This window comes from Candidatus Desulfofervidus auxilii (genome assembly GCA_030262725.1).
Lineage (GTDB): Bacteria > Desulfobacterota > Desulfofervidia > Desulfofervidales > Desulfofervidaceae > JAJSZS01.
The window spans coordinates 16735-38199 of sequence record JAJSZS010000002.1 but is presented as its reverse complement, the minus strand read 5'-3'; the positions used below and the strand labels follow the sequence as shown (position 1 = coordinate 38199).

Sequence of the window (21465 nt, the reverse complement as noted above, 5' to 3'; positions counted from 1 at the left end):
ATGCAATGGGATATATTCCTTCAAAAACGCCCTTTAATAATGGGAATTTTAAATGTCACACCTGATTCCTTTTCTAATGGTGGTCTTTATTTCAAAACTGAAAATGCAATAGCACATGCTCATAATCTTGCCCAAGATGGAGCTGATATTATAGATATAGGAGGAGAATCCACTCGTCCTTTTGCCAAACCTATTTCAGCAGAAGAGGAATTAAAAAGAGTAATCCCAGTAATAAAAGTTATTTCTTCTGAATTAAACATTCCTATTTCTATAGATACTTATAAAGCAAAGGTAGCTAAAGCTGCCATTGAAGCTGGTGCAAAGATTGTGAATGATGTTAGTGCATTGCGCTTTGATAAAGATATGGCTAAAGTAATAGCAGATTATCAAGTACCTATTGTCCTTATGCATATGAAAGGCACACCTAGAAATATGCAGATAAACCCTTTTTATAAAAATGTTTTAAAGGAAGTGTATGAATTTCTTTTACAAAGGATAGAATTTGCCCTTTCTCAAGGAATAAAGATTGAACAAATTGCTATTGATCCTGGAATTGGTTTTGGTAAACGTCTTAATGATAATTTACTATTAATAAAGCATATTACTTATTTTAAAAATCTCGGAAGACCAATACTTTTAGGGCCTTCTAGAAAATCATTTATAGGCCAAATCCTTGGGATTGAAAATCCTCAAGAAAGAGATATTGGCACATTAGGAGTAATAGCACATGCTACTTTAAATAATGTGGATATTTTGAGAGTACATGCTGTAAAAGAAGCACGCCAAATAATAGATGTTATAAATGCCATTAAGGGGGCAACAGATGGGTAAACTTTTCGGAACAGATGGAATTAGAGGTAAGGCTAATCTTTGGCCTATGACTACAGAAGTTGTTATGCAAGTGGGTCGAGCATTAGCTTATGTTATTAAGAAACAATCCCATCGTCATAAAGTTGTTGTAGGAAAAGATACTCGTCTTTCTGGCTATATGATAGAAACAGCTTTAACAGCTGGAATTTGCAGTATGGGTGTGGATGTACTTTTAATTGGCCCTTTACCTACACCTGGCATTGCCTTTATTACTGCTAATATGCGTGCAGATGCTGGTGTAGTAATTTCAGCTTCACATAATCCCTATGATGACAATGGTATTAAATTTTTTAGCAGAGACGGATTTAAATTGCCTGATGAAACTGAAGCAGAAATTGAAAAACTTGTACTTGAAGAAAATAAAATAGATACAATCCGACCAGTAGCTACAGAAATAGGAAAGGCTTTTAGGATAGAAGATGCAATAGGTCGATATATTGTATTTTTAAAAAATAATTTTCCTAGAGGAATGCTTTTAGATGGTATTAAAATTGCCCTTGATTGTGCTAATGGAGCAGCTTATAAAGTAGCACCAATGGTATTTTCAGAGTTAGGAGCAGATTTATGTCTTATTGGGGTAAAACCTGATGGTGTTAACATTAATGAAAAATGTGGAGCATTACATCCAGAAGTGGTAGCAGAAAAAGTAAAAGAAATGGGAGCAGACTTAGGATTGGCTTTAGATGGTGATGGTGATAGAGCCATTTTAATTGATGAAAAAGGCAATATTGTAGATGGAGATAAAATCCTTGCTATCTGTGGTGATTATTTAAAAAGACAAAATAAACTTAAACACAATACTGTAGTAGGAACAGTGATGTCAAACTTTGGATTAGAACTTGCTTTAAAAGAACGAGGAATAAAACTTATGCGTACAAAAGTAGGAGATAGATATGTTACAGAAGCATTAAGAGCAGGTTATAGTAACCTTGGTGGTGAACCTTCAGGTCATATTGTATTTTTGGATCGTCATACTACAGGTGATGGCATTCTTACTACATTACAAATTCTTTCAATTATGCTAGCAGAAGAGAAACCACTTTCTTTACTTTCTTCTATTATAGAACTTGTTCCTCAAAAGTTAATTAATGTAAAAGTTAAAGAAAGACCACCACTTGAAAGTATACCAGTTGTGCAAAAAGTTTTAAAAGAAGCAAAAAAACAGCTTGAAGGAAAAGGCAGAATAGTATTACGTTATTCTGGTACTGAACCTGTTGCTCGTGTGATGGTAGAGGGAACTGATGCTAGTTTGATAAAACGCTTAGCAGAAAATATTGCCTCAGCCATTGCTCAAAGTATAGGGGCATAATGCTTTTAACTGTTGATATTGGAAATACCCATACTACATTTGGTGTTTTTGAAAAAAGATACCTTAAAGCAGTATGGAGAATTCGCACTCAGCATGATTTTACTGCTGATGAATTGGCTATAAAAATTAAATCCCTTTGTGAATTAAACAATTTATCCTTTAATAATATTAAACATTTAGCTATTGCATGTGTTGTACCACCTGTTTTAAATGCATTTTTGATTTTGGCTGAAAAATATTTTAATTTAAAACCTTTTATTGTTGAACCAGGTATAAAAACAGGTATTTCTATTCATTATGATAATCCAAAAGAACTTGGAGCAGACCGTATTGCTAATGCTGTAGCTGGATATGAAAAATATCGCTGTCCTTTAATCATTATTGATTTTGGTACAGCTATTACATTTGAATATATTTCTGGAAACGGTGAATATAAAGGTGGGATTATTGTGCCAGGTATTCAGATTGCTGCTGAAGCTTTATTTATTCATGCCTCAAAACTTCCACGCGTAGAAATGTTTATTAAACCGCCACAAGTTATTAATCAAAATACAATAAATGCTATGAATGCTGGTCTTATTTATGGATATGCTGCTTTGACTAGTGGACTTATAAAACGTATAAAACAAGAAATTTCTGAAAAACCGCTTGTAATTGCTACAGGAGGTTTTGCTCCACTTATTGCTACAGAAGTAAAAGAGATAGATAAAATTGAAGAAAATTTAGTACTTGAAGGTCTGTATATCCTTTATGAAAAAAATTTAATGAACATACCTTGATAATTGATAAGAAAAGTCTAAAAATGGATCATTACTTTTTGTTTCTTTAAAGAATCTTTTTTTCATATAATCTAATGCACCAGAATAAAATTCAAAATTTTTTGATAATTCAAAAAATAAGTATGAACCAGGTACATAAGCAAGTCTATCAAAATTAAACACATAAAAATATGCTCTTTTTCCTTCTTCTAGATAAAATTGGAAAAATGATTGATTTTTTACATATTCTCTAAATATACCTGTCATAAAAAGCGTATAATCACCAATATGTTTTTTTATCTCTCTTTCTCTAAAAGAATAATTTGCCTCTATCAACATTTCTACTACAGTAGTAAGTTTTTCACCTTGTGCATTTCTAATCTTATACAAATTATCTGTCCTTGCAAATTCAGCTAATAAATTTGCTATATAATCAGCAATTTCAGGTTCTTTAATTCCCAAATCAAAAAAACTTTGTTTTATTGCTAAATAAAAGAATTTGTATAAACTTAAAGATTGCATATTAGGGTAACACTCCTTCCAAACTCCTAGCGACAAGGAGTCTACCAGCTACCCTTATATTTGTCAGTAAAGCAAGTATGAAAAGAAGAATATCTATAAAAACTAAATGAAAACAGGCAAGTGAAGAAAAGATAAAGATAAGAAATATTCTTTCATCCCTTTTACCTGGCAAGAGTCTAAGATATTTTTCTACACTTTCTGCACGATAATTATAAGTTTCATAAAATTTTGATGTAGTATAACTTATAAGGAATGTACCAAGTAGAGCAAAAAAGAAAGAGAAAAAGCGAAAGAGATTAAAAGGTAATGAAAGAAATAAACCTAAAAGAAGAAAGGCATCTGCATATCTATCTAAAAGGGCATCATAAAATCCACCAAATTTTGATTTTTTTAATTTTAATCGAGCAATTTCACCATCAACGCCATCAATAACAGAAGAAAATTGCGCAAAAATACCACCTAAAAGATAAGATTTTAAAAAAAACAGACAAGCAGCAACAATACATAAGAAGAATGAAAAGAAGGAAATGAGATTTGGACTTAAATCATATGTAGAAAGATATTTGGTAATTCTTAAAGAAATTTTACGATTAAATATTTTAGCAATAAATCCATCTTCTGGTTTGATTAAAGCCTTTAAAAGAATTTTTTCAGCTGTTTTGTAATTTTCTATAGTATCAATATCCATCCAAGCTTCATTTACTACATAAATATTCATTCCAGCCTCTTTCACTATTTCAGACCATTCTACTGTCTTTTTTTCTCTAAATAATTTTTCTAAAATTTCAAATATATTTCCTGTACACATAAATGCACCTGTATCAATATAATGCCAATCTTTAATTGTTTTACCTATATCCACAATTTGACCATTTTTTGTAAAAACTTTTGTTGCTTCTTCAATTTCTATAATTTCATTTTGTTCACAAACAATAGCAGTATTTTCAGGAGCTTTTATAGCTTTTTTAAGAAATTCAGGACTATAAAGATGATCTCCCATTAAAACAAGAAATTTCTCTTCATTTTTAAATAGATTTTTAGCGCAGAAAACAGAATAAGCATTGCCTTTTTTAATATCACCATTGTAGATAACTTGAACGTCCTTATCTAAAATATTTATAATTTCTTCTGCTTTATAACCAACAACAACACAGATTTCTAATCCAAGTTCTTTAAGGATGGCACAATTGCGGAGTATAAGAGGGACACCGCAGACTTTTATGGCAGGTTTTGGTTTTTTGACCGTAATTGGTCTCAACCTTCTGCCTTCTCCTGCGGCTAAAATTAATACTTTCATATATTTTTCTTTTAAATATAAAAGTCACTGTTAAAAAAATTCTTAACAGAAACTTTACAAAATTTTAACTCAAATTATTCATTACTGCAAGTCTTGGCAAAAATAATTAAAGGTGCTATGGTGGAAAAAAATCCTAGGAGGAAGGGATGATAAGAAGAGAAGTCTGGTTTTTTAAAAAGGCCGGACCGGAAAATACATCCGCCTGTTTGGACATTTTAGTAGTATTAGCTGAAGAAGATTATCAAGATTTTGTTATTGCTTCTACTACTGGGGAAACAGGTAGGCGAGCAGCAGAAAGATTAAAACCTTTTGGTGTAAATGTAGTTGTAGTTGCTCATTCTGTTGGTTTTAAAGAACCAAATCATGATGAATTTTTAAAAGAAAATTATGAAGCCATTTTAGCTGCTGGTGGTAAGATTTATAAAGGAACTATACTTACTCATTCTTTAGAAACAGCATTTGCTAAAAAATTTGGTGGTGTTTATCCCACTCTTATTATTGCCCAATCTTTACGTCGATTTGGTGAAGGTATAAAGGTATGTTGTGAAATTGTTATGGAAGCTTGCGATGCAGGTTTAATAGAGGAGGGGAAAGAAGTAGTAGCTATGGCTGGTACTGTGCGTGGAGCAGATACAGTAGCAATTTTAAAGTCTGCAACTTCAAAAAGATTTTTAGATTTAAAAGTACTTGAAATCCTTGCAAAACCACGTATTTAAGGAGAAAAAAATGCTTATTTATGATTATACAAATCTTATTGAAGAAAATATAGGAAAACAAGGAATTCCTTGGAACTTATTACAAGAAAGAAAAAAATTACTTTCTGTATTACATGAAGAGATAAAAGAAAAGCAAAAAGATGGTACCTTTTCTTTTTTAGATTTACCTATTATTCAGCCAGAATTGGATAAGATGAAAAAATTTGCTGCTGATGCTAAAGGAAAGTGGGAAAATATTTTAGTACTTGGTATTGGTGGTTCTTCTTTAGGAGCTAGGGCATTATTTCAAGCCCTTTGTCATCCTTTTTATAATCTTCTCTCTCCTACAGAAAGAAATGGCTATCCTCGCATATTTTTTGCTGATAATGTAGACCCAGAGTTGATGCAGAGTTTTTTAGATATTTTAGATTTAAAAAAGACCCTTTTTTTAGTAATAAGTAAATCAGGAACAACTGCTGAAACTTTAGCCCAATTTTTGCTTTTTTTGGAAATAATAGAGAAAAAAGGAAATTTAAAAGAACAAATAGTTATTGTTACTGACCCTGAAAAGGGGCCATTGAGAGAAATATCTAAAGAAGGCTTTTTTACATTTTCTATTCCACCTAAAGTAGTAGGCAGATACTCTGTACTTACACCTGTTGGACTTTTACCAGCTATACTTGTTGGTATAAATATAGAAGCTGTGCTTGAAGGTGCAAAAATTATGTATGAACGTTGTCAAAAAATAGAAAATCCTGCTTATCTTTATGCACTTACTCATTTCTTATTTTTAGAAAAAGGAAAAAATATTCATGTTATTTTTCCTTATACTCAAGCATTAATGGGCTTGGCAGAATGGTGGTGTCAGCTTTGGGCAGAAAGTTTAGGAAAGGAAGAAAAAGGGCCAACTCCTGTAAGGGCATTAGGAGTAACAGACCAGCATTCTCAGCTTCAGCTTTATATGGAAGGTCCTTATGATAAAGTTATTACATTCTTTGTGCCTAAAAAATATCGAAAAACTATATCTATTCCATCTTATTTTAAAGAAATTTCTGCTTTTAATTACCTTTCAGGTCACACTTTTAATGAATTGATTCAGGCAGAACAGTTGGGTACAGAAGCTGCTTTAAGCAAAGCAGGGCGCCCTAATGCTAAATTTGTTTTTGAAAAAATTGATGCCTTTACAATAGGAGAAATCTTTTTATGTTTAGAATTAGCTACTGTTGCCTTTGGTCTGCTTATGAAAGTAAATCCTTTAAACCAACCTGGTGTAGAATTAGGTAAACGTTATACTAAAGCATTAATGGGACATCCAGAATGGATAGAAGAAAAACCAAATATTGAAAGTCCAAAATGTATCATAGCGAAGGTGTAAGACCTTTTAAACTTGTAAAATACTTCGCCTATACAAGTTTTTCCCTTATTTTAATCTCATCATTAGCACTTTCTTTTGTTATCTCTAAAGGGGCAAGAAAACTTATTCTTAAAAAAAGTGAAGATTATGCTTTTTTAGTAGCTGAAAATCTAAATCATCAGGTATTTCTCCATTTTACTTTACCTACAGTAGCCATCTTTGGCAGAATTAAACTGCGTGAAAGAGCGCAATTTGAACGTATGGATCGAGTAGTAAGAAATACTATTCATGGTTTCAATATTAAGCAAGTAAATATTTATGATATTAAAGGAAAAATTGCTTATAGCACTGACAAAAAATTGATTGGGAAAAAGATGCCTGTGCCTCCAGAATTTGAACAGGCAAAAAAAGGCAAACTTTCTTATCGATTGGAAGGAAATGTATTAAAAACTTATGCTCCTTTTATGGCTGAAAGAGGATTGGTAAAAGATCCAAGTATGGTATTGGGAATTTTTGAAATTATTCAAGACTTAAAAAAGGATTATCAAAGTATTACAGATTTTCAAAGAACTGTAGTGCTCAGCTCTGTCCTTATTATGGGATTTTTATTTATTGGTCTTACCTTAATTGTACGCAGAGCAGAAAGGATCATTGAAGAAAGAACTGAAGAAAAAAGAAAATTAGAAGAACAATTAAGACAAGCCGAACATCTTGCCAATATTGGCCAAATGGTAGCAGCCATTTCACATGAATTAAGAAATCCTTTAGGAGTAGTGTCTAGCACAGCAGAGCTTTTAAAAAATCGTGAGAAAGAAAATCCTACAAATGCCCAACTTTCTCAAATTATATTAGAAGAAGCCAAAAGAGCTAATCAAGTTTTAAGCGAATTTTTAGAATTCGCTCGACCACGTTTGCCTAAACTTTCTTCATGTGAAATAACAGCCATTTTAGATAAAGTACTTACTTTCTTAGGGCCAGAGTTCAAATCACAGCAAATTGAAATTGTAAAAGATTATAAAGATAAACCAATTATAAATGCCGATGCTGAGCTTTTATATCGCGCTTTTTCAAATATTGTCTTAAATGCTATACAAGCCATGCCTAAAGGTGGGAGATTAAAAGTAGAAGTAAATACTAATCCAAAAGAAAAAAAAGTAATTATTACATTTAGTGATACTGGAATAGGAATACCAGAAGATGTATTAGAAAAAATTTTTACTCCATTTTTTAGCACAAAAGAGAAAGGGACAGGTCTTGGACTTGCTATTGTGAAAAAGATTATTGAAAATCATCATGGAAGGATTAAAATTGAAAGTGAGATAAACAAAGGTACAAAAGTAATTATTTGGTTACCTTATTGATTATGGAAACTATACTTATTGTTGATGACGAAAAAAATTATTTGGTAGTTTTAAAAGCTGTTCTTGAAGAAGAAGGCTATGAAGTCCTAACAGCTCAAGATGCTTTTTCTGCATTAGAAATTATGCAACATACAGACTTAGATGTAGTTGTTACTGATATGAAGATGCCTCAGATGGATGGTATTACTTTGCTTGAAAAAATTAAAGAAATAAATGAAGATTTACCTGTTATCATGATGACAGCATATGGTACAGTTGAAACAGCTGTTGAAGCTATGAAAAAAGGAGCATTTGATTACATCCTTAAACCATTTTCTAATGAAGAATTAAAAATTACTATAAGAAAGGCTATTAATGTCTATCAATTATTAAAAGAAAATAGACGGCTAAATCAAGCATTATATCACCAATATCATTTTGACAACATTATTGGAAAAAGTAAGACAATGCAAGCTGTATTTGACATAATAAAAAAAGTAGCAGCAACAAAAACAACAGTACTTATCACTGGTGAAAGTGGTACAGGAAAAGAATTAGTAGCAAGGGCTATTCATTATAATAGTCCTAGAAAAAACGCACCATTTATATCTGTAAATTGTGCTGCTTTACCTGAAACTTTATTAGAAAGCGAATTATTTGGACATGAAAAAGGGGCATTTACTGGTGCTACTGCGATGCGTAAAGGAAGGTTTGAATTGGCAGATAAAGGCACATTATTTTTAGATGAAGTAAGTGAGATGTCACCAGCCCTTCAAGTGAAGTTATTAAGAGTATTACAAGAAAAAGAATTTGAAAGAGTAGGTGGTACAAGAACATTAAAAGTAGATGTACGTATTATCGCAGCTTCAAATAAAGATTTAAGAGAGGAAGTAGATAGTGGAAATTTTCGAGAAGATTTGTATTATCGTTTGAATGTAGTTCATATCCACTTACCGCCATTACGCAAACGCCCTGAAGATATACCTCTTCTTGTTGCTCATTTTCTTAAAAAATACACAAAAGAAATGGGGAAAAGTGAATTGAAAATATCTCCTGAAGCATTAAGCCTTATATATAATTACAGTTGGCCAGGAAATGTAAGAGAATTGGAAAATGCTATAGAAAGAGCAGTAGTACTTTGTTCAGGAAAAGAGATAAAACCAGAACATTTACCAGAAGAATTAAGAGAAGAAAAAAGAACCCCTTCCTCTCTTTTGGAAAATTTACCAAAAAATCTTACATTACCTCAACTTTTAGAAGAAATAGAAATCAGGCTTATTCGTCAAGCATTAGCTGAAAGCAATTTTATTCAAGCAAAGGCTGCTCGTTTACTCGGTATTACTAAAAGTTTGCTTCAGTACAAAATCAAAAAATATAATCTTCTTTCATAGACCAAAATTTTATACCTAAAATAACCATATATTTTAAAGAGTTCAAAAATTTGAACTTCTAAAGTAAAATTTTTTGAACAAAACTATTTTTTTCTTCTTTAAAAGAATTAAATTTTTGGATACTTAAGAGTTGGCAAGCTTTTTGCTAAATTAGATTTATAAATTCTCATTTTCTCCCTCCTCTAAGCCGGTGGTCAATGATCACCGGCTTTAATCTTCTAATACACATAAATTATCACGATGAATCACTTCGTCATATCCTTTATAACCTAAAACTTTGATAATATCTTTAGTATTAAGACCTTTTATCTTTTCTACTTCAGTACTATTGTAATTTACAAGACCAATAGCAATCCTTTCTCCTTTTTCTCCTACACAATAGACAGGATCTCCAGCAAAAAATTGTCCTTTAACTTTCTTTATTCCAGAAGGCAAAAGACTTTTTCCATTTTGTTTAATAGCCTTTATAGCCCCTTCATCTATAACTAATTCTCCTTTAGCTGGAAGAGATGCTAACCAATGTTTACGTAAACGTTGTGTTTTTTGAGGCAAAAAAAGAGTACCAACATCTTCACCTTCAAGAATAGCATTAATTATTCCTGGTTTATCACCTTTTGCAATAAATACAGGAATTCCTACAGCTGTTATATCTTTAGCTACTTTAATTTTACTAGCAATACCTCCACGTCCCAAAAAACTAGGAGTAGTTTTTCCTAAGGCCTCAATTTTTTTATCTATTTTTTCTATTATTGGCAATCTTTTTGCTTCTGGATAAAAACGGGGATCATGATTATAAAGACCATTCATATCAGTGAGAAGAATAAGCAAATCTGCTTCTAACATAGCTGTTATAAAGCCAGCTAAAAAATCATTATCACCAAACTTTATCTCTTCTACTGCTACTGTATCATTTTCATTTACAATAGGCACAATACCCCAATGTAAAAGGGCAAAAAATGTATGTCTTGCATTAAGATAACGATGACGATCCACAAGCCCATCACGAGTGAGAAGTACTTGTGCTACTTTTAAATCATATACAGCAAAGGCTTCTTCATAAATGCGAATTAAATCACTTTGTCCAATTGCAGCCAAAGCCTGCTGTTGGGGAAGTGAAACAGGTCTTTGCTTTAAACCCATCTTTCGCATTCCAGCAGCAATAGCGCCAGAAGAGACAAGAATCACCTCTTTACCTTGATTATGCAATTTAGCAATTTGAGTAACTAATTGTTCTATTACTTTAACATTAAGACCACTTTGAGTAGTAATAACACTACTTCCTACTTTTATTACTAAGCGGCGAACCCGTTTACATAAAGATTTCCTTAAATTGATTATCTCTTCCTTTGATAGCATAAACCTTTTTAGCTAATCCCTCTTTTAATTCTTCTATACCTTTTTTAAAAAGAGCAGAAACACACCAATATGTTAATTTTTCTTTTTTTAACGCCTCTTTTAAAAAAGGCAATATCTTTTTAGCCTCTGGTAAATCTATTTTATTAACAATAACTACTTGTTCCTTTTCTAAAAGCGAAATATTATAAGCACTAATTTCATTTTTTATTTTTTTTAAAGAAGCAAGAGGATTTTCTATCTCAACCCTTGAAGCATCAAGAACATAAGCAATCATAACATTTCTTTCAATATGGCGTAAAAAGCGAATACCAAGTCCTATACCTACATGTGCACCTTCAAGGAGACCTGGAACTTCTGCAATAACAAATGGGGGATAATCAGCAACTGTTACTACTCCCAATTGTGGAGCAAGAGTAGTAAATGGATAATCAGCAATCTTAGGACGTGCTGCTGAAAGGGCTGCTACTAAAGATGACTTACCTACATTGGGTTCACCAACAAGTCCAACATCAGCCACTAACTTTAATTCTAATAAAAGCCATCTTTCTTCTCCCTTTTCTCCTGGTTGAGCAAACCTAGGTGCTTGGCGTGTAGGAGTAGCAAAATGCCAATTTCCTAATCCTCCTTTTCCACCCTTAGCTACAATAACTTTTTGCCCTGCTTCTACTAAATCAGCTAACATTTTCCCAGTTTCAGCATCCCATACAACTGTACCAACTGGTACTTCAATAATAAGATCTTCACCATCTTTACCTTTTTGCCTTTTACCCCTTCCATGTTGTCCATTCTTAGCTTTAAAATGTTGACGATATTGGAAATCTAATAGAGTGTGAATATGAGGATTGGCTCTTAAGATAACATGTCCCCCACGTCCACCATCACCACCATCTGGGCCACCACGGGGGACATATTTTTCGCGACGAAAACTAACACATCCCCTTCCGCCATCTCCGGCTTTAACATATATCTTAGCTTCATCAACAAAACGCATTTAAGCATTTATAGGATATACACTAACTCTTTTCTTATTTTTTCCTAAACGTTCAAAGGCAACAATTCCATCTATTTTAGCATATAAAGTATAATCCTTACCCATTCCTACATTTAAACCAGGGTGAACCTTTGTTCCCCTTTGTCTAACAAGAATATTTCCAGCACGAACAAATTGTCCTGCAAAACGTTTGATACCTAACCTTTTACCAACACTATCTCGACCATTACGAGAACTACCACCTGCTTTTTTATGAGCCATAATTTACCTCCTTTAAACCTTAATTTCTTCAATTCTTACAGCAGTAAAATATTGACGGTGTCCACGTTTTTTATGATATCTTTTCCTTCGTTTAAATCTAAAAACAATAATCTTTTTCCCCCTTCCCTGCTGTACAATAACACCTTTTACTACTGCTCCATTAATATAAGGATGTCCTATTTTAATTTCCTTTTCATCAGAAACAAGAAGTACTTTTTCAAATAATACCTCTTCACCTTTTTCCCCTGGAATTTTTTCTATCCTAATAATTTCTCCAGGTGCTACCCGATATTGCTTGCCACCTGTTTCCAACACTGCATACATAAATTTTTCCTCCTTTTCCAAAAATTTAAATTAAAATGTATCCTTTTGATTTTGTCAAGGTGATTTCATAGTTTCTTCTAATACAAAAATCTTTTCTTTTACTGTAGAAATTGGAAGAATCTTTATCTTTGGTTCTTTAAAAGAACCTTTAACTCCAATAGGAATAGATATAAGTGTTTTGCTTTTCCCAGTAAGTATTTCTCCAAGAATAGGGATATTACTTATAATTGCATCTGCTGTTCTTAAGGGAGAAATAAAAACAACAATATCTACTTTTTCTTTAAATGGATCTATCCAACCTTTGGCAAAAGCCTTAAGACCAGGCCCTTCCAAAAAACCTTTTTCTAACCAAAAACGGCCATCTTCAAATTTCCCTTTACATTCAAAACGATGATAAGAAAAACCTTTTTTCCATAAATCAGAAAATTTACCTTTAAAAATTTCCATAAAATCTAAAAAAGAAAAAATTTTAATAAAAAATGGCCATTTATATATTTTACCACTTTTAGATAAAAAATATAATTCTCCATTAAGATTCTTTTTAAAAGGCTCTTTCATTTTTAAATGGGCTTCTAAAGAAAAACATCCTTCAATAATATCCTTTTTAGCCAAGCAAAGAATAGCTTGGTGAAGATCTGCATTTTGGGCTTTAAGATGGGAAAAAATGGAAAACTTCCCTTTTTCAAAAGAAATATTGCCAGTAGTATTTATTCCACATAATTGACCTTGAGTTATTGTTAATATTGGTTTTCCTTTAACAACTTTCATTTCTCCAATAATGTTTTGCCATCTATATTTATCCCAAGAAACTACATCGGCAAAAACAGCCAAAGTTTTCTCTTTACCTTTTAAATTCAGTTTAGAAATTTTAAAAGTTTTTCCTTTAATTGGGAAAAAGAATTTTTCAACCTCAATCCAACCTGTTGTTGTAAAATCTGAATGTTTAAAATTTAAAATACCTTTTATTTCTCCTTTTATTCTTTTTAAAAAGTCTTTTTTTTCTATTAACTCATCAATAGTTTCTTTTTTAATATCTCCAGAAAATGAAAATTTAAGAGCTTTATCTTTATAAATAAAAGAACAATCTGCTCTTTCATCCCCTTTCATGCTAAATTTATTTAAGGCTATTATATCCTTTGTTGATATAAAATCTATCTCAATTTCTTTAGATGGAAAGATAATTTTTCCTTTAAAATATTTTTTATCTTTTTCTATTTCAGTCTCAAATCCAATAATTTTATAAGGTGGTTTAAACCTAAAATAAGGATGTATTTTTATCAAATTATAAAACCATGTTGTAAAAAATGAAGTAAGATGAGCATTACCTGAAAGAAAAATTTTTTCAATTTTTTTATTAATCTTTATTTTTCCTGTTAAAATACCACTGCTATCTTTTAAATAAACATGACAATCTTTAAAATCTAAAATATTTTCAGAAAAATTTATCTCACCATCTTTAATTATAAGTGGTTCAGGAAAAAATGAATGTAAAATTAGATTATGAGCCCTTCCTTTAAAAAGGATTTTTTTAATTTCAAATGGATTAAAAAAGGCTTCTAAATAAAAGGAATTAGTTTTCAATTCACCTTTTATGTCAATATTAAAAAAATTTTTTACCTTTTTTATCTCAGAAAGATGTAATTTCCCTATCATTTCTGTAATTTTTAAATAAGGTTTTTCTGAAAGAAGCAATTTTCCATTTGTTTTAGAAATATAATTTTCTCCAAAACTTCCTTTTATTTCATGCCAACTAATTAAAGGTAATTGAATTTGAATTTTTCCTTTCTCTAGCTTTACTGGCCATGGTAGCTTTTTATGTTTAAATGAAAGCTGTATATCCTGAATTTCTATTGAAGGTTTAAGTTTATGAAGATCATCTTTTAAAATAAGATGTCCTTTTACTATTCCTTCAAAATCGTAAAAGCTTTTTATTATTTCAAGTGTTTTTTTATCTTTAATAAATTTAGGCAAATAGACTGCTAAATCTTTTGCTTTTGCCAAGATTTCTGTATCAAGATGAAATATAGTATTTTCTTTAGTTAATCCAATAATAATCTTTCCATTTTTAGCAATAGTTTCTCCTAATATCGCCTCTACATTCCAACCATTAAGGATTGCGTTTTTTATTTCTACTTCACCAGAAACATCCTTTAAAAATAAAGAAACAGCAGGAATAAAAAGATTTCCTTTTTTTAAATTACCTTTAAATTGAAGATGATGAATAGAAAATGCTTCTTTAAAGTCTTTACCATAAGATTTAACAATAAGATAAGGTGCATTTCCAGCGCGAAGAATTTGAAAAACATTTTGTATGTCTTTTTTATTTTTGGCAAATTTAAAAGCCCATTGTTTAACTTCATTTATATTTATATTAAAGCCCTTAAAGAGAAATCTTATTCCTTCTTTATCTTTTTTTAACCAAAGAGAAAATTCCATAGAAGGATAAAAAAGAGATAAAGAATCAATATTTATTTCCCATTTTTCACCTATTCTTTTTAAATTTCCCTTCCATTCACCCCCTTTTATCCCCATAATTTCAAGATTATTACCTTTTAATTTCAAAAAGATTTTTTCCCATCTATCTACTTCCCCATTTATTTCTACATGTTTAGCAAATGGCGAAGAAAAATGAAGTAAAATAGCTATTTTATTTTTACCTTTTAAAAAAATTTTGCCATTTAATTTATTTATTTTTAGTTTTTTACTTTGATAAAATAAATTTACTTCACTCTCCTTTAATATCAGTTTCTTTAAAACAAATTTCTTTTTAAAAAGAGGAAAAATTTGAGGATAAACTTTAAGTATAGCTATATCTCCAACTGCTTTTTCTGGAATATCAAATTTTACTCTTTTAAAAAGAAAATGAGGAAATGGCAAAGGATAAATAAATGCTTTTTTTATAGTTAATTTTCCCCCTAATTTAGATGATAACTCCCTTTGGGCTTTTTCTCTTAAACTTTTAAATTCTATATGAGGCAGAATAATAGCTGATAAAAGAACAAAAAAAATAAAAAATAAAATAATTATTAAAAAAATTTTTTTCATCAATCCTTTTATTTGTCTCATCAATAGATAATTTTTCCCATCTCTTCTAAAATATACTTAAAAAAGAAAAAAATCAACTAAAAACAGTCTTCACCAAATATAATTATGCAAAATATCTCACATTGAATCCAACAAACTCTATAAACGATCAGTTATAAGTTTTTATTCGTACACCGGACAATCAGTTTTGCCAAAATCTTCTGCAAATACTGCCAAGTCTAACTCATCCACATCATCATCACCATCAAAGTCACCTTCACAAATTGGTCCAGTGTCACAATCTTTTCTGCTAAAGTCTTCGGCAAATATTGCCAAATCTAAACCATCTACATCACCATCCTGATCAAAATCGCCCTTACATATTATATTACCAGACTCATAAGCACCCATATCTACAATAGCTATATTATCACCATTTCCATCTATAATCCTTGGCTTTCCATCTTTGTCTCTCTCTGGTAAGTGAGGTGCATCATTTGTGCCTGTATCTATACAGGGAGAAGTTGATTGTAAGTGAAAATCTCCATTTTCAGCATCAACAAATAAAGGATCTTCCTGGATGTTATTTGCATGGTGATAATTATCAGTTAAAGTAATGTATAAGTCCTCAGAAAGCCCTATATCAAAGTCTGCATTCCCTGAAAAGTTATTGTTGTATAGATTAATAGTACAGCCAATATAATTTCCATCACCATCAGAATTAACATATAAGTCATCACCGTCATATCCACCTGCATTGGCTATGTTATCAAATAAGATATTATTATAAACATTTAGGATTGCCGATTCATACGTTAACCATGCATATACACCACCACCACCATAATTAGCTGAATTTTCTGAAAATGTATTGTTTGTAATAGTTACTGTGCCTAAGCTTGATGTATATACACCACCACCATCAGCAGCTGAATTTCCTGAAAATGTATTATTTGTAATAGTTATTGTGCCTGAGCCTGAACATGCATATACACCACCACCACCATAATTAGCTGAATTTTCTGAAAATGTATTGTTTGTAATAGTTATTGTGCCTGCGTCTGAATATACATATACGCCACCACCATCCCAATAAGCTAAATTTTCTGAAAATGTATTATTTGTAATAGTTATTGTGCTTACGTTTATAGACAATACACTTACACCACCACCATCAGCAGCTGAATTTCCTGAAAATGTATTGTTTGTAATAGTTATTGTGCCTGAGTATGAATCTGCATATACACCACCACCATCATTCTCAGCTGAATTTCCTGAAAATGTATTATTTGTAATAGTTATTGTGCCTGACCATGACGTTGCATCTACACCACCACCAACACCAGCTGAATTTCCTGAAAATGTATTGTTTGTAATAGTTACTGTGCCTGCGTCTGATCTTGCATCTACACCACCATAACCAGAATTTCCTAAAAATGCGCACTCTTTTATTGTTATATTTATAGATGTCCCATAAACATAAACACCACCATTTCCATCCTTAAAACTCATACCCTTTATGGTTACATCACCACCTGCATCACCACCATTCCAATCTGCATCAGTATTTATGTATAAAATCTGAATGCTTCCTCCACCATCAAGGATTGTCTTATCTGCACCAGCACCTTGGATGGTAAGTTTGTGACCGCTGTCTCCATCATAAGTTGAATAGTGAAGGGTAGAGGTAATATTATATGTCCCTTCGGCCACATTTATTATATCATCCTCCCCATTAGATTCTGCAATTGTAAGTGCATATTGAAACTCTTCTGATGTTGTTACATAAAAGGTTTCTCCAAATACTACATTATTTGTCAAAAAGGCTACTAAAAAGACCAAAAACAACAATTTTGCCTTCATCTTACCACCTCTTATCTGACTTTTTTACCTTTAACAATTATCATTCACCCTCATTGTGGCAAAATCGAAGGACATGGGCAATTTTCTCTGCCATAATCTGCAGCAAATATAGCTAGGTCACTACCATCTACATCTAAATCAGGATAGAAGTCACATGCTGGGTCATAATTTGGGTCTTCTCCTTTTATTGAGCCATAGGCACGGGCAAATTTTTTTAAGTCATCTATATCCACATCACCATCCAAATCTAAATCTCCTTCACAAGGGTCTTCATAAGGGGTGGTAAGGATAAATGCCATATCTTTTCCTTCTAGTTCTTCCCAACGCCAGACATCATCAGGGCCTATTTGATAACCTTGCACTGCATAATCTTCCCAGTGATAATTAGGATTACATGTCTCCCATCCCCATGGATAGATATTTGGTGAAACCAGCTTTACAGCAGAGATAGAAAGCCAGTAAATTTCACCTTCTATTTGCTTAAATGGCTTTTTTAAATAAATAATGTAATGAAACTTGTGCTCATAGGTTTCAGGGATAGTATGTCGAGGGATGCTACAAAAATATTCTTCTACAAAGTTATCTATATACGCTTCATAAAGTAATCTTCCTGGATGGCTAAAGCCATTTTGCCCTGCCGGTATATTTTCAAATATCCTGATTTTAAATCCATCTACACCAGGCGGACATTTCTTAGGTTTTGGGTTCTCTTCTTCCCAGTCTATATAAGAGCCCCAGAAATGTATCTCAGAAACAGGCTTTCCTTCTTCACATTTCCAGTCATCTGCAACAATGGGTTCAGGCTCAGTAGATTTGATATTTACACCTGCCTCAACATCAGGCGGTTGCCACCACTTTGCATCAGAATAGCAGGTAGTAAGGGCAAATGCCATATCCATCTTTTCTAACTTTTCCCAAACCCATGCATTGCTTAAATCAGTATAGCCCTGCACAGCAAAATCACGCCAGTGCTCACAAGATGTCTCCCAGCCCCATGGATATGGCACATCATCCATAATAGCAGAGATAGAAAGCCAATAGACATTACCCTGCCTTTGCCAGAAAGGTTGGGGTAAATTTAGTGTGTAAAAAAACTTGTGTTCATAGGTTTCATCTGGACGTGGTATAGTTCCATAATATTCCTGAGTAAAATCTTTAACCCTTACCTCATAAAGCAATCTTCCTGGATGACTAAATTCATCGTTGCCACCAATAGGTGCATCTTCATAGATTCTTATGACAAAGGCTTTTATCTCTGGTGGTCTAATAGGCGGCTGTTGAGGATATTCTTCTTCCCAACCTATAAAAGAGCCCCAAAAATGAACACCTATTACTGGTCTTCCATCAAGACAAAGCCAGTCATCTGCTACAATAGGCTCTGAATTCATAGATTCAATATTTTTTCCAGCTATCATATCAGGTTTTTGCAGCCACTTTTTCTCTTGTAAGGGCACAACGTTTGCCAAACAATTGACCATAAAAACCAACAAAAGAGTCAAACTTAAAAAACAAATAACCAATCTCTTCATCTTTTTACCTCTTTATTTCCTCTTTCTTCCTAAATATTAATATTGCAAATTGCTTGTTAGGATTATAAGAAAAAAGCACCAAAGTGTAAGCAAGTGTCCAGGTGCAGGTATCGCCTTTTACTTGATTTGGTTTTCCCAGCCTTTTAACAAGAAAGTCTTTTATTTTCTGACAATCTTCTTTTCCTTTAATAACACCTGTAACAGCAATAAATTTATCTTTTTCAAATACATAAATTGCCTCATTTAAGGGTACATTTGCTAAAAAAATTTTATCCTTAGGAAAAAACCACTTAAGACCTCTCCTTTTATCTTCTCCCTTTATCTTTAAATTCAATTTTTCTAATGATGTGTCCCATTCCATCCCCTGAAAACCTGCCATTTCAGGGTTTATCTCAGGTGCTTTTAAATGGGCAAAACAAGCTGTAAGAAGGAACGTTAATAGGGATAAAATTACTGCCTTTTGCTTCCAAAAACTGTTGTTCATACTTGATTAGTATCGAGTCTAGTAGATATTTTCCCTTTCCCTATAGGAGCTAAACGCCACCCTAAAAAACCAAAACAGGGAGGCCGTTTGGCCTCCCTGTTTCACTAGCCTTGGATCTTCCGCCTCAGTCCTATAACTCCTATAATTCCACTGCCAAGGAGAAGCAGGGTGGTGGGAATGGGGACTACATTAACAGTACCGCCGCAAAAAGTAACTTCACTATCAAAGTTATATCCATCAAAACATGTAAAATCAGGGAAATTAGAATAGTCACGAATTGTTATCATTGACGTCCCCATTGCTATCGGTGAGAACTGAATAGTTCCTATCAAAATGGTTCCATAATGATCCTTTTCCTCCATTCTCATCATCGCCTGATACATAACATAATCAGTACCTATTTCTATAACCGACCAGCTACTGTCAAAAGGTGGATCTTCTACACTAGCTGTATCCGCACTAATTACTGTTCCGTCAAAATCTATATAAAATCCCGCTCCATAGAAACCATCGTGGAACTCTGCTTCTGGCACAGAGATATATACATCTAGTGAAAATGGCTCTGTGGGACCAACAAAAAGTTCAAAATCACAAGGGGTTGGCAAACTACCATGAGGTTCAAGGAACATAGTAGCAGCCCTAGTTTGTAATCCTATTAAACTTAACCCTACTACTAAGAACAAAAAACATATTTTTCTTCTCATCCCTAGTTTCCTCCTTTTTATTTATTTTATCTATGTTGTTGCACTACGGGCAGCTAGGACAGTCGGTTCGTGGAAAATCATTTCGGAAAACCAATGAATCCGGCATAGTTACAGCGCCATCGGCGTTAAAATCACAAGCAGGATTATAATTCGGATCTCCAAAAACAGAAGGAAAGGCACTTCGGAAAACCAATGAATCTGGCATAGTTACAGCACCATCACCGTTAAAATCTCCCTCACATGCAGGAATTTCTGGATCCACAATGCAGATAGTAGCTCCACTAAAAACAATGCTTCCATCATCTACTGTGCCATCTTCTCTCACAAAGTTGTCATAAGGTGATGCATTCGCTAACTCTACATTTACTTCCGCAGCACCTGTATTGGTCTCGCTACAATTAAACACAATCCAACCCAAAAGCACATCTCCAGAAACACCAGGTTTCAATCTTCCTCCTATCATCTTCACAACCCCATTAACATTATCAATTTCTACTTCAGGTAAGTATGCCTCTGAATTAGGCTCAAGTGGTTCAAACTTCCACACCTCGGTATTCTTTTCTGCACTCTCTACCTGCAATAAGTTAGGATCAAACGTAACTTTAATACCCATACTCAAAAGATTCGTTGCTCCGCTCATCTCAATATGCATCCTTACTTTCCCACCACAATTCCTTTGGGCATATGAAGGATTAAGACTCACTTCTTGGGACCAGACAGCTGGTATGAACAATATTAACAATAGAATCACTAACCATAAATTGATTTTTTTAAGCATAATCACCCCCTCCAATCTTCCTCAACCCTGCAATACCTAATAAACCACTACCTAACAAAAGAAGAGTAGTAGGAATTGGAACAGGATGTCCCACAAAGTGTTCATCTTCTAGTGTGCCTATTATCTCTGGTATTTCCTCAGGTATCCCTATCGCTTCATTAAAACCTATAAGAGTAAATTTAACAGTTGAATCTTCTCTCCCCAAATCCGAAAATAACCCTATCTCATAACCACAATCACATTTACAACCTGAAGGGATAAATGACCAATGTCCAAAGTATGTGCCATCCCATTCCGCATTAGGACAATTCTTTTGTCCATATAAAAACAATTCTCCCAGTTCTTCTGTGCCATTAAATACCTCTAAATCAGCCATAACATGCAAAGGAAACTCTATTCCTCCAACTGAATAAGTACCATCAAGATTAAACAGAAAATCTCCGTCAAAAACTAAATTTTGAATATCAGGTGGAGCGTAACAAGCTTTAGCTTCTGGAGTTATAACTGCCAAAAACCCTAACATACAGAGAAATACAATAATCTTTTTCACGTAAAACCTCCTTTTTTAAAATATTATAAACTCTCCCATTTTCTATTTTACACATCCTTCATTTT

The 21465-nt window shown here is 32.7% G+C and carries 19 protein-coding genes and 1 pseudogene; 7 read left to right on the top strand and 13 right to left on the bottom strand.

Annotation, left to right across the window (positions count from 1 at the left end; all coding sequences use genetic code 11):
* From folP to LWW95_01450, 3 genes are read left to right on the top strand one after another with little or no spacing between them, the layout of a single operon-like run.
* Nucleotides 1–831 (top strand): dihydropteroate synthase, encoded by an 831-nt coding sequence (gene folP / locus LWW95_01460; protein ID MDL1955710.1) that lies wholly within the window; start codon nt 1–3, stop codon nt 829–831.
* Nucleotides 824–2179 (top strand): phosphoglucosamine mutase, encoded by a 1356-nt coding sequence (gene glmM / locus LWW95_01455; protein ID MDL1955709.1) that lies wholly within the window; start codon nt 824–826, stop codon nt 2177–2179. Before folP ends, glmM begins: the two co-directional genes overlap by 8 nt.
* A complete protein-coding gene (locus LWW95_01450) occupies nt 2179–2958 on the top strand; it encodes a type III pantothenate kinase (protein ID MDL1955708.1) in 780 nt (259 codons plus the stop codon). The genes glmM and LWW95_01450 overlap by 1 nt, the downstream gene beginning before the upstream one ends.
* On the opposite strand, the gene LWW95_01445 is transcribed toward LWW95_01450, so the two are convergent.
* Both LWW95_01445 and LWW95_01440 read right to left on the bottom strand, forming a co-directional pair.
* Nucleotides 2941–3459 (bottom strand): hypothetical protein, encoded by a 519-nt coding sequence (locus LWW95_01445; protein MDL1955707.1) that lies wholly within the window; start codon nt 3457–3459, stop codon nt 2941–2943. The two genes, LWW95_01450 and LWW95_01445, sit on opposite strands and share 18 nt — an antisense overlap.
* A gap of 1 nt (nt 3460) precedes the next feature.
* A complete protein-coding gene (locus LWW95_01440) occupies nt 3461–4756 on the bottom strand; it encodes an NTP transferase domain-containing protein (GenBank protein ID MDL1955706.1) in 1296 nt (431 codons plus the stop codon).
* Between the two features lie 146 nt (nt 4757–4902).
* Between LWW95_01440 and LWW95_01435 the strand changes: the two genes are divergently transcribed.
* The 4 genes from LWW95_01435 to LWW95_01420 are packed head-to-tail and all read left to right on the top strand — an operon-like array spanning nt 4903 to nt 9536.
* Complete coding sequence (locus tag LWW95_01435; GenBank protein MDL1955705.1) at nt 4903–5472, top strand: hypothetical protein; 570 nt, start codon at nt 4903–4905, stop codon at nt 5470–5472.
* A 10-nt stretch (nt 5473–5482) separates the two neighbouring features.
* Nucleotides 5483–6826, top strand: coding sequence for a glucose-6-phosphate isomerase (locus tag LWW95_01430; GenBank protein ID MDL1955704.1), 1344 nt, complete (start codon nt 5483–5485; stop codon nt 6824–6826).
* On the top strand, nt 6805–8166 hold the full coding sequence (locus LWW95_01425) for an ATP-binding protein (protein MDL1955703.1): 1362 nt from the start codon (nt 6805–6807) through the stop codon (nt 8164–8166). The genes LWW95_01430 and LWW95_01425 overlap by 22 nt, the downstream gene beginning before the upstream one ends.
* Nucleotides 8167–8168: 2 nt before the next feature.
* On the top strand, nt 8169–9536 hold the full coding sequence (locus LWW95_01420) for a sigma-54 dependent transcriptional regulator (protein MDL1955702.1): 1368 nt from the start codon (nt 8169–8171) through the stop codon (nt 9534–9536).
* Between the two features lie 210 nt (nt 9537–9746).
* On the opposite strand, the gene proB is transcribed toward LWW95_01420, so the two are convergent.
* From proB to LWW95_01365, 11 genes and pseudogenes are all read right to left on the bottom strand, one after another.
* Nucleotides 9747–10892: a glutamate 5-kinase gene (proB, locus tag LWW95_01415; protein ID MDL1955701.1), complete on the bottom strand. Its 1146-nt coding sequence runs from the start codon at nt 10890–10892 to the stop codon at nt 9747–9749.
* Between the two features lie 25 nt (nt 10893–10917).
* Nucleotides 10918–11883: pseudogene (gene obgE / locus LWW95_01410) on the bottom strand (GTPase ObgE).
* Nucleotides 11884–12144, bottom strand: a complete 261-nt coding sequence (gene rpmA, locus LWW95_01405) for a 50S ribosomal protein L27 (GenBank protein ID MDL1955700.1) — start codon at nt 12142–12144, stop codon at nt 11884–11886.
* Between the two features lie 12 nt (nt 12145–12156).
* Nucleotides 12157–12468, bottom strand: coding sequence for a 50S ribosomal protein L21 (gene rplU, locus LWW95_01400; GenBank protein ID MDL1955699.1), 312 nt, complete (start codon nt 12466–12468; stop codon nt 12157–12159).
* A gap of 54 nt (nt 12469–12522) precedes the next feature.
* Complete coding sequence (locus tag LWW95_01395) at nt 12523–15513, bottom strand: AsmA-like C-terminal region-containing protein (protein ID MDL1955698.1); 2991 nt, start codon at nt 15511–15513, stop codon at nt 12523–12525.
* 162 nt (nt 15514–15675) lie between these two features.
* A complete protein-coding gene (locus tag LWW95_01390) occupies nt 15676–17205 on the bottom strand; it encodes a right-handed parallel beta-helix repeat-containing protein (protein ID MDL1955697.1) in 1530 nt (509 codons plus the stop codon).
* Between the two features lie 200 nt (nt 17206–17405).
* Nucleotides 17406–18884: a hypothetical protein gene (locus LWW95_01385; GenBank protein ID MDL1955696.1), complete on the bottom strand. Its 1479-nt coding sequence runs from the start codon at nt 18882–18884 to the stop codon at nt 17406–17408.
* Between the two features lie 4 nt (nt 18885–18888).
* The gene (locus tag LWW95_01380) at nt 18889–19368 is read right to left on the bottom strand and encodes a hypothetical protein (GenBank protein MDL1955695.1); all 480 of its coding nucleotides are present in this window, start codon (nt 19366–19368) and stop codon (nt 18889–18891) included.
* A gap of 104 nt (nt 19369–19472) precedes the next feature.
* A complete protein-coding gene (locus LWW95_01375) occupies nt 19473–20072 on the bottom strand; it encodes a PEP-CTERM sorting domain-containing protein (GenBank protein ID MDL1955694.1) in 600 nt (199 codons plus the stop codon).
* 43 nt (nt 20073–20115) lie between these two features.
* Nucleotides 20116–20850 (bottom strand): dockerin type I domain-containing protein, encoded by a 735-nt coding sequence (locus tag LWW95_01370; GenBank protein ID MDL1955693.1) that lies wholly within the window; start codon nt 20848–20850, stop codon nt 20116–20118.
* Complete coding sequence (locus LWW95_01365) at nt 20843–21400, bottom strand: hypothetical protein (protein MDL1955692.1); 558 nt, start codon at nt 21398–21400, stop codon at nt 20843–20845. Before LWW95_01365 ends, LWW95_01370 begins: the two co-directional genes overlap by 8 nt.
* Nucleotides 21401–21465: the final 65 nt, after the last annotated feature.